A 14,887-nucleotide genomic window follows, 5' to 3' on the forward strand; every position below is an offset into this window, starting at 1 on the left:
AGGGAAGGCCAGCGCCTGCCTGCCCTGCGTGCCCGCTGCGGCGTCAGCTGACGCGCATCACTTCGACAGTTTCACCTGCGCCAGTTCCGCCGTCAGGTAGCCGACAGCGCCGCTGGCCTTGCTGTTGTAGTTGGTGTTGATGATGATGTTGATCTGATCCTTCAGCGCCGACGGCAAGGCGGGGAAGCGGCTCCACTCGTCGCCCGGATGCTGGAAGTTGCTCATCACATAGGTCCAGCCATTGATTTCGTCGACCGCATGCAGGCCCGTCGATTCCGCGCCGGCCGGGCACGACAGCAAGCGCTCCAGCTTCTTGGTATCGACGTTATACGCCCACAGGAAGTTGTTCAGGTGGTTGCCGCTGTCCTCGCCGATGAACAGGGTGCGCAGTTTTTCCGAGAACTTCAGGTTGTCGGGGCTGGCGATCTTGGCCGGGTTGGCCGTGTTGCCCAGGCCATCGGCCGCGATGTCTTCGCCAGCGATCAGCAGGGTCGATTCGCTCGGCACCCATTCGCTGTCGATCGCCGCGCCCGTGTCATCCTTCTGTCCGCCCGTCAGCTTGTGCGACACGACGGCGCCCGCCACCAGTTTCTTGAACTTGACGTTGTGGCCGGCCACGTAGCCCGAACCGCCTTCGACCATCGAATCCTGGATGTTGGCATATGCCGAGTAGGCGATCTTGTCCTTGGCGTTGACCGTCGTGCCCTCGTTCTTGGTAAACGCCATGCTGCCGCCCTTAAGGGCCGCGTAGCGGTGGGTTTCCAGGAAGGCGGCGGCTTTTTCCTGGCCGGCCTTGACCCTGACCCAGGCGGTTTTCTTGTTCAGCACGATCTTCGTGTAGCTGGCGTCGGACGGATCGGCCAGGGTCGAATCCATGATGTCGGTGGCCTTGATGCCGCCGTCGACCAGCGCCTTGATCTCGGCGTGCGTCGCATGGCCCAGCTTGACCCATTGCAGCTTGCCGGTGGTGGTCTCGGTCAGCTGGGTCGTGTACTTGGCGACGTACAGGGTGCCGCCTGCGGCCAGGTCGGCGACCTTGTCGGCCACGAACATGAACAGCCCGCCATTCGTATAGTCGTCGCCGCCCAGGATGGTGCGCTGGTCCGGCATCACCTGCACCAGTTCGCGCGAGTAGCGGCCCAGGCAATAGTGCTTCTTGATGCTGCCGGTGCCGTCCGGGTTGACCGACACTTCCGGCAGGTGGCCGTAGTCGTACGGATTGGCGGTCGTCGTATCGCCGAAGACGTTCTTGCTGAATTCTTTGAGCACGGCCAAGGTCTGGCCGCCCAGGCCCTGGTCGAAGGCGTCGGGTTCGTACTCTTCGCTCGACAGATGGGTATTCCACGGCGACAGGCTGGCGCCGCAGGTAATCCACAGGCCCTTCACCAGCGAGGTATCGACATTGTGGTATTTCACCAGCGACAGCTTGCCGGTGGTCTGGTCCTGGTCCAGGCTCAGCACGGCGATCGGCGACGGCAGCGTGCCGTAGGTGGAAGCGCCGGCCTGGTTCAGCGAATTGTATTCAAATTGCACCACGGCAAACACTGGCTTGCCCTTGACGCCGCTCACGCTGGCGTTGGCCACCGTCAGCATCGAGCTGCCGTCCGGCGAATCCGAGAAGAACTGGCGTTCCTTGCCCGGCACCGAACTGTCGATGATGGGCTGGTTCTTGATGTCGAAGTAGCCGCCCGCGATCACGGTGCCGCCCTTGCCGTCCGGCACCCGGTCGCCCGTCAGGAAGAAAGGCTGGTACGCCAGGTTATAGCTGTTGCTGCTGCCATCGCTGAAATTGACCTTGAGCTTGGAGCCGACGGTGGTCGTGGCCAGCGCGGCAGGCGAACTCGCCAGTGGCGCGGCCATGCCGGTGAATTCCGCCGTGGTAAACGTCGCGGCAGGAACGACTGGCGGCGTCACCGCTGGCACGTCGTTATCCGAACTGCCGCCACAACCGGACAGAAAAGCGCTGACGCCGGTCAAGCCGGCCAAAGGCAGCATGGGGGCACCGGCAAACAGTTGCAACAGGCGGCGGCGTGAGGACTCAGGGGCGTAATTCGACATTTTTTGTTTCTTCCGTTATAAATAAATATCGTGGGACAGACCTGCTGGAATACGAGGCCGGAGCATAAACGACAAATATTTCAGCTTGATTACAGGCAAGCTGCACCGTGGAAGCGACGCCAAGCGGACGCCCCGCTTCTCAATGCCCCGTCGCCCGCATCGCTTTTGCGCCAGCGGGCCGCACGGAGATCGGGTTCAACCGGTCCAGGCGGCCGCTCAAGGCCGTCAAGCCGAATGCGCCCAGCACGACGAGGGCGCCGATCCAGCCCGTGTGCACGAGGCCCAGGTGTTCCACGATCAGGCCGCCACCCCAGGCGCCGCCGGCGATGCCCAGATTGAAGGCGGCGATATTCAGGCCGGACGCCACGTCGACGGCGCGGGGCGTGAAATGTTCCGCTTGCTGCACGACATACACTTGCAAGCCAGCCACGTTACCGAAGGCCACGGCACCCCACAGCAACACGGTGATGACGACGAGCACGGGATGCGGCGCCGTGAAGGTGAGCAGCAACAAGACGGCCGCCAGCAGCAGGAAGATCAGTTTCAGTGCGCTGACAGGGCCTTTCTTGTCGGCCAGCTTGCCGCCCCAGATATTGCCGAACGCCACGGAGACGCCATACACGAGCATCACCACGCCCACGGCGCCGGCGCTGAAACCCGACACTTGCTGCAGAATCGGCGCCAGGTAGGTGAAGGCGATGAAGGAGCCGCCATAGCCGACGGCCGTCATCGCGTACACCAGCAGCAGGCGCGGCTGGCCCAGCACCTGCACTTGCTGCAGCAGCGAGGCCGGTTTGCTGTGCTTGATGGTCGATGGCACGTACAGCAGGCTGCCGACAAAGGCGATCAAGCCCAGCGCCGAAACGGCGAGGAAAGTTTCGCGCCAGCCGAAATGCTGGCCGATGAAAGTCCCCAGCGGCACGCCCGTCACCAGGGCCACGGTCAAGCCCGTAAACATGATGGCAATCGCGCTGGCCGCCTTGTCTTTCGGCACCAGGGACGTGGCGATGGTCGAGCCGATGGAAAAGAAGACGCCATGCGCCAGCCCCGTCAGGATGCGGGCGATGACGAGGGTTTCGTAGCCCGGCGACTTCCACGCCAGCAAGTTACCCAAGGTAAACAAGACCATCAGCGAGAGCAACAAGGTCTTGCGCGCAATCTTGCCCGTCAGGGCAGTCAGCACGGGCGCGCCGACGGCCACGCCCAGCGCATACAGGCTGACCAGCAAGCCGGCCGATGGCAGGTTGACGCCCAGGTCCGCGGCGATGGTGGGCAACAGCCCCACGATGACAAACTCCGTGGTTCCGATGGCAAATGCGCTGAGGGTCAGCGCGAGCAAGGCAATGGGCATGGCAAACTCCGATAAATGATGTTGGCATGCAGTATCGGGGTTTTCTTTGTTTCGAAAAATACCTCATCAGGCAGAAGATAGTTGCGCACAGCTCAATAATAGAGCGGTCTGCTACACTGGCCGCATCCACACGGGGTCACCACCATGAATTCAGAAAAACTGGCGCTGCTGGTCACGCGCGAAATGCCATATGGGAAATATCAGGGACGCTTGCTGGCCGACTTGCCGGGCCACTACCTGGGCTGGTTCGCGCGCGAGGGCTTTCCCTCGGGCGAACTGGGCAGTTTAATTGCGCTGATGTACGAGCTGGACCACAACGATCTGCGCAGCTTGCTCGACCCCTTGCGCACGCGCAAGTCGCCGTGGCGGCCGGGCGAGTAAGACAGCGCTTAAAACTCGCGCACTTTCTTTGCCAGCATGGCGCTGAACTCGCCATTTTCCACGAGCTTGTGCAGCTCGCTGGCGCCACCGATGAGCACGCCGTTGACAAAGACCATGGGAAACGTGGGCCAGCCCGTCCACATCTTGAGGGCATTGCGGCGATGCCACTGGTTCAAATAGCTGCCGTATTGCAAGTACTGGTAGGGCGTGCCCAGCACGTCGAGGATCTTGCGCGCCTTGCGCGGAAACGGATTGAGCGCCATGCCGACGACGACCACCTGGTGCGCGGCGATGGCCGCCTGCACTTCGCGCACGATGTCCTTGTGCTTGCTGCCGATCAAAGGGCGGGCGGCGGGATGGATCTGGGCTTGGTCAAGGATGGCGCGGGTCATGAAAGTCCTGGGGTGAGTGGCATGCGGAACACGCATTGTGCCACGCGCCCAGGCCGGCGTGGGCTACACTGCGCTTCTTCTCCTCTACGCGTGAAATATATGCAAGAAATCATTCCCATGCCTGAATACCGCACCCGCCGCCTGCTCGGCGCTCTTCTGCTCGCCGCCGCCACTTGCACCAGCGCCGCCGCTGCAGCATCTGCTGCCGCTGCCGATGGGGGGCTCGAAAGCGGCCTGATCCATGCGCTGCACCTGAAAAAGGGCACGACGCAGCGAGTGGGCACCTCCGGCAAGGCCATCGCCGCCTACATGCGCGAAGGTTTTATTGGCAAGCGCCCCAACCAGCGCTTCGACTACACGGATTATTACCTGCTCAAGAAACCGGCCAGCTTCATGGGACACGAACTGGTGCTCATCGAAGAGGAATACATCACGCAATACATAGGCTGCTGCGTCAGCCCCGGGGCCGGCGTGACGGTAAAGGTAAACGGCAGCACGCAAAAGCTGCAGGCGTTCGCCAGCGCCCAGCGCTGCACCCTGACCGACCCCGTCGATATCCGGAAAAACCTGCGCGAAGTGGCCATCCAGGCCACGCTGCCCAAGGGCCATTACGCCTCCTTGAGCTGCCGCGAACGCGACGCCGAGCGCGAAGAGCCGTGATGACTGCCAGCATTCAAAACAGCTCGTCGAGCAGCAGATGGAATTGCAGCTTGCCTTGATCGATATCAACGATCCCATATTGCTGAACAAACCTTGGCGGTAGCGCGGCGTCCAACTCACCAAGAGCACGCCAAACGATGGCCAGGTCCTGATAACGGTCGGCAACGCCCGCCCGGCCCACGTCGAGGCAGCCGACGACGGCGCCATCGTGCATCAGGATATTTTCCAGCGAAAAATCGCCATGCGTGACGACGAGGTCTGGGATGAGCGGCAGGTAATCTTGCAGCGCCAGCCACACTTGCTGCGCCGTCCAGCCTTCCCGCTCGGCATCGAAATCGCCGGCATCGACGAAGCCCGCATCGATGCGCCGGCGCGCCTGGACCAGCCGCACGGCATGGCCGGCGTCGAACGGGCAGTCGCTGACGGGAAGCGCGTGCAGGCGGCGCAGGAAGGCCGCCAGCGCGTCGGCCACGGCGGGACCCAGCGCAGGATTGTCTTCCAGCACCTGGCACGCCGTGTTGCCCGGCATGGCCGCCGTCAGCAGCCATGCCTGGTCCGGGCTTGCCGCGCGAGCAAATTGCGCCACGGCCGGCACGGGCAGGTATTGCACCAGCCAGCGCAGGCGCGCCAGTTCGTCGGCGAGCTCGGCAGCGGCGGCACCCGTGCCGTGTTTGAGGAACAGGTCCGGCGCGCCATCCCTGCCCTGCAAGCGGTAGACGGCAGCGTCCGACTCACCGACGCTGTCGCGCGCCCAGTCGTACCCCGCCACGGCGGCGCGCATGCTGGCGGGCATGGCGGCCAGCACGGCCGCTTGTATCTGGTTAGAAATGCTCATCTGCCTGGCCCTTGTTCTATGTCAGCGGAACATGCAAGCCCATCTTGAGGCAAGTCAAGGCCACCGACGTGCGGTAGCGGCGGATATTGTCGTCGCCGCCGAACAGGCGCTCCGTCAGCGCCTCGTATTCGGCCATGCTGCTGGCCGTGATGACCAGCAGGTAATCGGCCTCGCCCGTGATGCCGTAGCACTGCTGGATGGCGGGTTCGGCCATGATGCGCGCGCGCATGCCGGCCGTGCGCAGCGGATGCTCGTCGTGCAAATGCACTTCCACCGTCAGTATCAGAGGGCGGCCCAGGCGGCTGGCGTCGAGCACGGCCACCTCGTTGCGGATCACGCCGCTCTCGCGCAGGCGGCGGATGCGCCGCTGCACGGCCGGCGCGGACAAGTGCACGGCCTGGGCGATTTCCCGCTGCGAGGTCGTGTTGTCGCGCTGCAAGATATCGAGGATGGCCAGGTCGAAGGCGTCGAGGGCGACAGCAGGCGTGAGCGAAAGTTGCGTCATAAAGGTCAAAATGCAGTGCAAATATCGGAGCAGACACAATAAACTTTCACCACTTCGATATCAAGCCATTTATCACCATGCCATTACGCCGCTATTCCTCCTTGATTCCCCTGCTGGCCATCCTCGGTTCCGTCACCTGCCTGGGACTGGGCACGTCGTGGGCCAAGCACAGCCTGTTCCCGCTGGTGGGCGCGCAAGGCACGACGGCCGTGCGCGTGGGCTTTTCCGCCCTGCTGCTGTTGCTGTTCTGGCGCCCGTGGCGCTGGCAGCTGAGCCGCGCCGACTTGCGCACGGTGGCCCTGTACGGCGCGGCGCTGAGTTTGACGAACCTGTGCTTCTACATGGCCTTGCGCACGATACCGTTCGGCATCGCCGTCGCCATCGAGTTTTCCGGCCCGCTGGCCGTGGCGCTGCTGGCCTCGCGCCGCCCGCTCGACTTCGTCTGGGTGGCCCTGGCCGTGGCGGGACTGGCGCTGCTGTTGCCGCTGGGCCACGACGTCAGCAATCTCGATCCCACGGGCGTGCTGTTCGCCCTGGGCGCCGCCGTCTGCTGGGCTTCGTACATCGTCTTCGGCAAGCGCGCCAGCCATTTGCATGCGGGCCATTCCGTGTCGCTGGGCCTGGCCATGGCCGCGCTGGTGGTGGTGCCCGTCGGCGTGATGCACAGCGGCGTCACCCTGCTCTCTCCCGTCGTGCTGGGCGTGGGCCTGGGGGTCGCGCTCATTTCCAGCGCCATCCCGATCTCGCTGGAAATGGTGGCCCTGAAACGGCTGACGCCGCAGGCGTTCGGCATCATGAGCAGCATGGAACCGGCCGTGGCCGCCATGCTCGCATTCATCCTGCTCGACGAACGGCTGGACGCGCCGCAATGGCTGGCCATCGCCATGATCATGGCCGCATCGATGGGCAGCTCCTACATGGCGCAGCGCATGAAGAAAGCGGCACCGGCCGTTGCCGTGCATACCTGAACCTCAGTGCGCGGCCGCACCCGCCACGTGCGACGCCAGGTTCTTGCGCGCCAGCCAGGCCAGCGGCAGCAGGGCCAGCAGCGCGGCGGCCACGCCGGCCCACGGCGACGACGCCATCAGCTGGCGCGAGACCATCAGTGCACCGAGCATGGAACCGAAGGAAATGCCGAGGTTAAACGCGGAAATGTTCAGGCCAGAGGCGAAATCGACGGCGTGCGGCGTGTAGCGCTCAGCCGTGGCCAGCATGCCTGCCTGCAAGGCGGGCGACAGGCCGAAGGCGAACACGCCCCAGACGAATAGCATCACCGTCATCATCCAGGGCGAACTGATGCTCAGCGCCACGCCCGCTTGTGTGACGGCCAGCAATAGCAGCATCGCGCGCAAGGCCTTTTGCCAGCCCAGGTGGCTGGTCAGGTAGCCGCCCGCCAGGTTGCCGGCAAAGGTGGCGGCGCCAAACACGATCAGCAAGGCGCTGGCCATGGTGGCGGAAAAGCCCGTCACGTCCGTCAGGATGGGCGTGATGAACGTGAACGCGGCAAAGCTGCTGCCAAAGCCAAACGTCGTAATCGCCATCATCGTCAGGATGGGGCCGCTGCCCAGCGCCGCCAGCTGCGTCATGGCCTTGCCGCCCTTGCCCTGCTGCAAGCCGGCCGGCAGCCAGCGCGCCATGGCGGCCAGGCCCAGCGCGGCCAGCAGCACCACGGCAAAGAAGGGCAGGCGCCAGCCCATCAAGTTGCCGAGGAAACTGCCGAACGGCACGCCGATCACCATGGCCAGGGTCAATCCCGCAAACATCACGGAAATCGCCCTGCCCGCCTGCGCCTTGGTGACGAGGCTGGCGGCCACGGTGGCGCCGATGGCAAAGAAGGTGCCGTGCGCCACGGCCGTGATGACACGCCCCAGCAGCAAGAGTTCGAACGTGTGCGAAAAGGCGGCCAGCAGGTTACCGGCCAGGAACACGCTCATCAGCCCCAGCAGGGCAGCCTTGCGCGGCAGGCGCGACATCAGCAGCACCAGCAGCGGCGTGCCGATGGCCAGCGCCAGCGCATACAGGCTGACCAGCGAGCCGGCCGATTCGATGGAAATATGCAAATCTTTCGCGATGGTCGGCAAGATGCCGACGACGATGAATTCGGTCACGCCGATGGCAAAGGCGCCGACGGCCAGCGCCAGCACGCCGGGCGGCATCTTGCTGGCTGAAGTGGAAACAGGGTTTGCGGTGGTCATGGTATTTCTCCGGCAGAGTTCAAGCCAGCCAGTGTATCAATGCAAACGCTTTTGATATAGACTCCAATAATGGAAACACTTGTGAAATGGATTCAATAATGGCCAGGCAAGACATCAACCGCGCGTTCGAGATGGCCGTGTTTGCCGCCGTGGTGGAAACGGGCGCCTTTTCCGCCGCCGCGCGCCGCCTGGCCTTGACGCCGTCGGCCGTCAGCAAGCTCGTCAATCGACTGGAAGCGCGGCTTGGCGCGCGGCTGCTGCAGCGCAGCACGCGTCAGCTGCACACGACGCCCGAGGGCGACGCCTTCTTTATCCAGTGCAAGCGCATCCTCGACGATATCGAGAGCGCCGAGCGCGAAGCATCGCAGGGCGCCGCGCCGCGCGGGCGCTTGCGCATCAACTGTTTCGTGCCATTCGGCGTGCGCCATCTGCTGCCCATCCTGCCCGAGTTCGCGCAGCGCTATCCCGACATCGTGCTCGACGTCGTCGTCAGCGACGCCATCGTCGATCTGCTGGAAGACCGCACCGACATCGCCATCCGCACGGGCAAGCTGAAGGAATCGAACCTGGTGGCGCGCAAGCTGGGGGAAAACGCGATGGTCGTGGTGGCGTCGCCCGCGTACGCGGCACGCCACGGCTTGCCGCGCACGCCGCAGGAATTATCACGGCACAATTTGCTGGCATTCAACTTCCGCTGCCAGAACGAAACCTGGCCCTTCCTCGATGGCGCGGGCGGATCGATACAGGTGGCGCCGCAGGGCAATACCTGCGTCAGCGATGGCGAAAGCATGCGCCAGCTGGTGCTGGCCGGCATGGGGCTGGGACGCTTTTCGCGCCAGCACGTGCTGCGCGACATCGAGCGAGGCGATTTGCTACCCGTGCTGCAGGACTACAACCCGGGCGACAAGGAAATCGTGCACGCCGTCTTCGTGGGACCGGGCTTGCAAGTGCCAGCCAGGGTGCGCGTGATGCTCGATTATCTGCTGGAAAAAGTGCAGCTGGGTGGCGCTTAAAGCGCCAGTTCTTCCAGCCGCAATTGCCGGCCTTCACCCAGCATCAGCTCGAATTCGGCCGCCGGCACGGCCGGACTGAACAGATAACCTTGCAGCTGGTCGCAGCCGAGTTCGCGCAGGAAGCGCATCTGCTCTGCCGTTTCCACCCCTTCGGCGACGATTTCCTGGCGCAACTGCTGCGCCATGGTGACGATGGCGCGGGCGATGGCACAATCGTTTTCCTCGAACGGCAAGCCGATGACGAAGGAGCGGTCGATTTTCAAGGTGCTGATGGGGAATTTCTTCAGGTAGGCCAGGCTGGAATAGCCGGTGCCGAAGTCGTCCAGCGCCAGCGCCAGGCCCATGGCCACCAGCTGGTTCATGATGTCGATCACCTTGTCGGCGCCGCGCATCAACAGGCTTTCCGTGATTTCCAGCATGATCTGGTCGGGCCGCACGCCGTAGCGTTCCAGCACGGCGGCTATGCGCGCCGGCAACTGTTCATCGAACTGGCGCGCCGACAGATTGACGGCGATGGCCGGCATGTGCAGGCCGCGGTCTTCCCAGCTGCGGATCTGGCGGCAAGCCTCGTCCAGCACCCAGGTACCCAGCTCCAGAATCAGACTGGTTTCCTCGGCGACGGGGATGAAGAGACCGGGCGAGACCATGCCGCGCATCGGATGCTTCCAGCGCAGCAAGGCTTCCGCGCCCACGATGCGTCCGCTGGCCAGGCTCACTTTCGGCTGGTAATGCAGTTCCAGTTCCTTGTCGCCCAGCGCCAGGCGCATTTCGCTTTCCAGGCGCAAATGTTCCTTGGCCCGGCGATTCATGTCTTCGCGGTAAAACAGGAAGGTCGATTCGATCGTCTGCCCCGCCTTGGCCACGGCCACGTCGGCAAAGCGGAACAGGGCCGGCGCTTCCAGGCCGTCTTCCGGATACACGGTGATGCCGATGCTGGCGCCCACGTGCAGGGCGTGCGCATCGATATTGATCGGCGCTTCCAGCAAATTGAGCAGCTTTTGCGCCACGTTCGCCGCGTGTTCGCGCTTTTCGATATGCAGCAGGGCCACGACGAACTTGCTGTTGTCGACGCGCGCCAGGATGTCGGCGTCGCGCAAGGCGCCGCGGAACAACTGGCCGATGGCGATCACCAGCTGGTCGCCCACTTCATGGCCCAGCGTGTCGCTGATGGAACCGATGCGGCTGATGTCGATGACCATCAGCGCGCCATGCGTGCCCTGGCGCTTCGCTTCGGCCAGGCCCTGGTCGACCAGCTGGTTCAGCAGGCAGCGGTTGGGCAAGCCCGTCAGGCTGTCGTAGTTGGCCATGCGCTGCATGCGCGCCTCGGCATCCTTGTGCACGGAGATATCGGAAAACAGGGAAAACACGTGGCTGATTTCGCCGAATTCGTCGCGCACGACGCTGATGGTGACGTCTTGCGGGAACAGTTCGCCATTCTTGCGCTTGCCGATGATTTCGCCGCGCCAGGAACCGTGCCCGCGCATGGCGGCGCGCACCTTGGCGCGGAAATCGGGATCGTGCACGCCCGAGCGCAGCAAGTCCGGCGTGCGGCCGATGGCTTCGGCCGGCGAATAGCCGGTGATGCGGCTGAAGGAACTGTTGATGGAGACGATACGCTCTTCCGCATCCGTGATCAGCACGGCTTGCTCGCTGTCCTCGATGATGCGTGCGTGCAACCTTACCTTGTCCACGTCGGACAGCGGCTCGCTCATGGCCGACAGGCGCACGGCCATGCCGCACGCCTTGCCCGCCTGGTCGTGGATCACGTGGCGGTGCATGCGCAGCCACGTCACCATGCCCGACTTCTTGCGCCGGCGCACATCGGTGGCCACGTCGCCCTGCGTGAAATGCAATTCCAGCACGCTCGCTTCCGCGTCGTCTTCCGGATACAGGAACAGGATGTGCTGGCCCAGGGCTTCCAGCTCGGAATAGCCGAACATCTGTTCGGCGCCATGGTTCCAGCCGATCAGGAAGCCGTCGGGATCGATTTCCAGCAAGGCGTCGGGAGGCGCCACGCGCACCACGGGCCGGCTGGCGCCGCGCAGCCGCTCCAGTTCCTCCTCCAGCCGCGCCAGGGTGGCGGCCTGCTGCGGCCCCGCCTGCTCACGGGCATCCTGGGCCAGGCGCAGGCACAGCGCAACCTTCGCCTCAAGCATGGCAACCCCACTCTAGGGCCAGGTCAGGGGAACAGATCAGGGGCGCTGCGGTGTGTGTAATCATCAAAATCCCACTGTGGGGCGTGGAGGTCGGGCGGAAATACTGTGAATATGGTAACTTAAAAATGTTGGCGTATGTCAACATTTTAAGACCTACGCCGAATGGCCCGGCAGATGCTGCGCCAGGCGGGCAAACACATCCGGTTCGCGCATGCGCGCCATCCACCAGCGCAGCGCCGCGCCATCCTCGCCCACTCTCCAGGCCAGGTAAAACGTTTCCGACGGTTTCGGCTCTTCCACGGCCTTTTCCACCAGCAAGCCACGCGCGATGGCGGCGCGGGCACACGGTCCCGGCAGGAAACCAAAGCCCAGCCCCAGCACCTGGTAGTCGAACTTGACCTGCATGTTCGGCACGCTCAAGGCATCCTGCCCCAGCAGCAGGCCCACCGTGCGCGGCGCCATCTGGCGCGCCGAATCGGCCACCACCACGGCCCGGTGCTGCTGCAGGTGGCCGCGCGACAAGGGCTCCTGCACCTGCGCCAGCGGATGCGTGGGCGCCACGGCAAACACGAAGTCGAGCATGCCGATCGGCTGCGCAATATAGCCGCCGCCCGCCGGCCCGTCGCCGGGCGCGCCCACCAGCAAGTCGGCCCGCCGGTCCAGCAGCGCTTCCCACGTGCCCGACAAGGTGTCTTGCGACAGGCGCAAGCGCGTCTGCTGCGCCACGTCATAGAAGGCGCGCACGTCGTCGGCCAGGGCCACGGCGGAAAACATGGAATCGATGCCGATGGACAATTCCGTTTCCCAGCCGGACGCCACCCGGCGCACGCGGTGTTCGAGGTCTTGCGCCGCCTTCAACAGGTAGCGGCCCTCTTTCAGCAATTCCTGGCCGGCCGCCGTCAGCATGACTTTCGGACCGTTGCGCTGGAACACTTGCACACCGAGGTCGTCTTCCAGCTTGGCCACCGTATAGGAAATGGTGGACGGGACTTTGTGCAACTCCTTGCCGGCCGACGAGAACGATCCACGGCGGTCGATGGCGTCGACGATTTGCAGGGCTTCCAGGCTCAGTCTTAACATTCGATTTTTTCGATCATAGGTCGCAAGATTTTCCGTTTTTCTTTCCCGACACAGGGGCCTATACTTTCTCCATCGTACAGCGAAGGGCAGAAAAGAGCCGCGGCGTAGCGCCAGGCAACGGTCCTTCGAAATTATCGCACATTAACTTATAGAAACGGAGTCCACCATGTTACAGATTCGTCACAGCGAAGAACGCGGCGCCGCCAACCACGGCTGGCTCAATTCCCACCACAGCTTTTCCTTCGGCAGCTATCACGATCCGCTGCACATGGGCTTTGGCCCCCTGCTGGTGATCAATGAAGACCGCGTCACGCCCGGCCAGGGTTTCGGCACGCACGGCCACCGCGACATGGAAATCATTTCGTATGTGCTCGACGGCGCACTGGAACACAAGGACAGCATGGGCACCGGTTCCGTCCTGCACTACGGCGATGTACAGCGCATGAGCGCCGGCAGCGGCGTGCGCCACAGCGAGTTCAATCACTCGGCAACGGATGGCTTGCACTTCCTGCAGATCTGGATCCAGCCAAACGTGACGGGCATTCCGCCCAGCTATGAAGAGAAACACTTCGCGCCGGACAGCAAACGGGGCAAGCTGCGCCTGATCGCGTCCTCGGACGGCCGCCAGGGTTCCGTGCTGATCCACCAGGATGCGGCCATCTACGCCAGCATCCTGCAGGAAGGCGAACAGGCCGAACACGCGCTGGAAGAAGGCCGCCTCGCCTATGTGCACCTGATCCGCGGCAGCCTGGTGGTCAACGGCACGCCCTTGAAAGCGGGCGATGCGCTGAAACTGACGCAGGAAGCGGCTGTGATCATCACGCAACCCGAGGACGCGGAATTCCTCCTCTTCGACCTACCTAAATGATGGCACCTGGCCAAACCTACTGCGCGTCGCGCTTTGCGGCCTGCGATGCTCACCGGCTCGGCGCCCCCGTACAAAGTACGGTTGCGCTTCTTAGCCACAAATCACTGCCGCTCGCTACGGTTTTGCCAGGCACCGCAAGTCAACCTCAAATCTTGATAAAAACAATTGGATTACTATGAAAAATAACACTGATCTGCTGCTGCCCCTCGGCCGTGCCGCCCTTGGCGTGCTGTTCTTTGTCTCGGGCTTGCTGAAAATCGGCGCCTTCACGGGGGTGGCCGGCTACATGGCCAGCCAGGGCTTGCCAATCGCCAATGTCTTGCTGGTCGGGGTGATCGCCCTGGAAGTGGGCGGCGGCTTGCTGCTGATCACGGGCTGGCAAGCGCGCTGGGCGGCGCTGGCCCTGGCGCTGTTCCTGATTCCCACCACCGTGATCTTCCACGCCTTCTGGAGCGCGGACGCGGCCCACTTCCAGGACCAGTTGACGAACTTCCTGAAGAACCTGTCCATCTTCGGCGGCATGCTGTTGCTGGTGGAGCGGGGCTTCGGCAAGGCCAGCCGTCTTGTAAAAGGCTGATCCGGCCGCAATTAGAGCAATATCTCCAGGCATTCCAGCTTTCAAATCTCAGCCAGGGGAAATGGCTTCCCCTGCTTTTTGGTATGATGACAGGGCGCGCCGGCACCGGAGTGGTGTCGCGCGCCTTTTATTTTTGACAATTACCTATATGAGCACAACCATGCAAAGCGGCGCAGACCTCCTGGCGACAGGCGAATTGGATTACACGACTTCCTGCGCACTGCCGACGCCGTGGGCACAGTTCACCCTGCACGCCTTTGTCGAGCACGCCACTGGTAAAGAACACCTGGCCATGGTGCTGGGCGATATCGGCAACGGCGAACCGGTGCTGGCGCGCGTGCATTCCGAGTGCCTGACGGGCGACGTGCTGTTTTCGCAGCGCTGCGACTGCGGCGCCCAGCTCGAGGGCGCCTTGAAACGCATCGCTGAAGAAGGCCGCGGCATCTTGCTGTACCTGCGCCAGGAAGGACGCGGCATCGGCTTGATCAACAAGATCCGCGCCTACCGCCTGCAGGAAGCGGGCGCCGACACGGTGCAGGCGAATGAACAGCTGGGCTTCAAGGCCGACGCGCGCAACTACACCCTGTGCAAGCCCATGTTTGCGCAATTCGGCATCCACAGCCTGCGCTTGATGACGAACAACCCGCGCAAGATCGCCGCCATGGAAGCGCTGGGCATCACGGTGGCCGAACGGGTGCCGCTGCTGGTCAACCGCAACGCCTTCAACCAGCACTACCTGAATACCAAGCAAAGCAAGCTCGGTCACATGATGACGCCGCAAACGGCGCCGGCGCTGGAAGACGGCGCCCTGTAGTC

At 63.5% G+C, this 14,887-nt stretch carries 15 protein-coding genes; 7 read left to right on the forward strand and 8 right to left on the reverse strand.

Features of this window, described 5'->3' with window-relative positions; translation table 11 throughout:
• Window positions 1–57 precede the first annotated feature (57 nt).
• Complete coding sequence (locus tag O0881_RS07685; protein ID WP_251351464.1) at window positions 58–2,058, reverse strand: alkaline phosphatase PhoX; 2,001 nt, start codon at window positions 2,056–2,058, stop codon at window positions 58–60.
• A 139-nt stretch (window positions 2,059–2,197) separates the two neighbouring features.
• Entirely contained in the window at window positions 2,198–3,409 is a 1,212-nt protein-coding gene (locus tag O0881_RS07690; protein ID WP_099667185.1) for an MFS transporter, read from the reverse strand.
• A gap of 144 nt (window positions 3,410–3,553) precedes the next feature.
• On the opposite strand from O0881_RS07690, the gene O0881_RS07695 reads away from it, so the two are divergent.
• Window positions 3,554–3,790 (forward strand): DUF3820 family protein, encoded by a 237-nt coding sequence (locus tag O0881_RS07695; protein ID WP_034749909.1) that lies wholly within the window; start codon window positions 3,554–3,556, stop codon window positions 3,788–3,790.
• Window positions 3,791–3,798: 8 nt separating this feature from the next.
• Here O0881_RS07695 and O0881_RS07700 read toward each other — a convergent pair whose 3' ends face one another.
• On the reverse strand, window positions 3,799–4,182 hold the full coding sequence (locus O0881_RS07700; protein ID WP_251351461.1) for a glutaredoxin: 384 nt from the start codon (window positions 4,180–4,182) through the stop codon (window positions 3,799–3,801).
• A 117-nt stretch (window positions 4,183–4,299) separates the two neighbouring features.
• Between O0881_RS07700 and O0881_RS07705 the strand changes: the two genes are divergently transcribed.
• Window positions 4,300–4,842 carry a hypothetical protein gene (locus tag O0881_RS07705; protein ID WP_289910785.1) on the forward strand — a complete coding sequence of 181 codons (543 nt, stop codon included), beginning with the start codon at window positions 4,300–4,302 and terminating at the stop codon, window positions 4,840–4,842.
• Window positions 4,843–4,855: 13 nt separating this feature from the next.
• Here the strand turns inward: O0881_RS07705 and O0881_RS07710 are convergent, their stop codons facing one another.
• Together O0881_RS07710 and O0881_RS07715 are read right to left on the reverse strand one after the other, a co-directional pair.
• Window positions 4,856–5,677, reverse strand: a complete 822-nt coding sequence (locus O0881_RS07710) for an APH(3')-I family aminoglycoside O-phosphotransferase (RefSeq protein ID WP_289910786.1) — start codon at window positions 5,675–5,677, stop codon at window positions 4,856–4,858.
• 16 nt (window positions 5,678–5,693) lie between these two features.
• The gene (locus O0881_RS07715) at window positions 5,694–6,182 is read right to left on the reverse strand and encodes an Lrp/AsnC family transcriptional regulator (RefSeq protein ID WP_077406995.1); all 489 of its coding nucleotides are present in this window, start codon (window positions 6,180–6,182) and stop codon (window positions 5,694–5,696) included.
• 77 nt (window positions 6,183–6,259) lie between these two features.
• Here O0881_RS07715 and O0881_RS07720 point away from each other — a divergent pair, with 77 nt between their 5' ends.
• Window positions 6,260–7,150 (forward strand): DMT family transporter, encoded by an 891-nt coding sequence (locus O0881_RS07720; protein ID WP_289910787.1) that lies wholly within the window; start codon window positions 6,260–6,262, stop codon window positions 7,148–7,150.
• A gap of 3 nt (window positions 7,151–7,153) precedes the next feature.
• On the opposite strand, the gene O0881_RS07725 is transcribed toward O0881_RS07720, so the two are convergent.
• Window positions 7,154–8,377 carry an MFS transporter gene (locus O0881_RS07725; protein WP_289910788.1) on the reverse strand — a complete coding sequence of 408 codons (1,224 nt, stop codon included), beginning with the start codon at window positions 8,375–8,377 and terminating at the stop codon, window positions 7,154–7,156.
• Between the two features lie 98 nt (window positions 8,378–8,475).
• Between O0881_RS07725 and O0881_RS07730 the strand changes: the two genes are divergently transcribed.
• On the forward strand, window positions 8,476–9,390 hold the full coding sequence (locus tag O0881_RS07730) for a LysR family transcriptional regulator (RefSeq protein ID WP_289910789.1): 915 nt from the start codon (window positions 8,476–8,478) through the stop codon (window positions 9,388–9,390).
• On the opposite strand, the gene O0881_RS07735 is transcribed toward O0881_RS07730, so the two are convergent.
• On the reverse strand, window positions 9,387–11,546 hold the full coding sequence (locus O0881_RS07735; RefSeq protein WP_251351451.1) for an EAL domain-containing protein: 2,160 nt from the start codon (window positions 11,544–11,546) through the stop codon (window positions 9,387–9,389). The two genes, O0881_RS07730 and O0881_RS07735, sit on opposite strands and share 4 nt — an antisense overlap.
• Window positions 11,547–11,699: 153 nt before the next feature.
• Entirely contained in the window at window positions 11,700–12,626 is a 927-nt protein-coding gene (locus O0881_RS07740) for a LysR family transcriptional regulator (RefSeq protein WP_251351450.1), read from the reverse strand.
• Window positions 12,627–12,792: 166 nt separating this feature from the next.
• Between O0881_RS07740 and O0881_RS07745 the strand changes: the two genes are divergently transcribed.
• From O0881_RS07745 to ribA, 3 genes are all read left to right on the forward strand, one after another.
• Window positions 12,793–13,494, forward strand: coding sequence for a pirin family protein (locus tag O0881_RS07745; protein ID WP_289910790.1), 702 nt, complete (start codon window positions 12,793–12,795; stop codon window positions 13,492–13,494).
• Between the two features lie 175 nt (window positions 13,495–13,669).
• On the forward strand, window positions 13,670–14,071 hold the full coding sequence (locus O0881_RS07750; RefSeq protein ID WP_289910791.1) for a DoxX family protein: 402 nt from the start codon (window positions 13,670–13,672) through the stop codon (window positions 14,069–14,071).
• Between the two features lie 160 nt (window positions 14,072–14,231).
• A complete protein-coding gene (ribA, locus tag O0881_RS07755; protein WP_077407024.1) occupies window positions 14,232–14,885 on the forward strand; it encodes a GTP cyclohydrolase II in 654 nt (217 codons plus the stop codon).
• Window positions 14,886–14,887 lie beyond the last annotated feature (2 nt).

This window comes from Janthinobacterium sp. SUN100 (genome assembly GCF_030397705.1).
In the GTDB taxonomy this organism is placed as follows: Bacteria; Pseudomonadota; Gammaproteobacteria; order Burkholderiales; family Burkholderiaceae_D; genus Janthinobacterium; species Janthinobacterium kumbetense.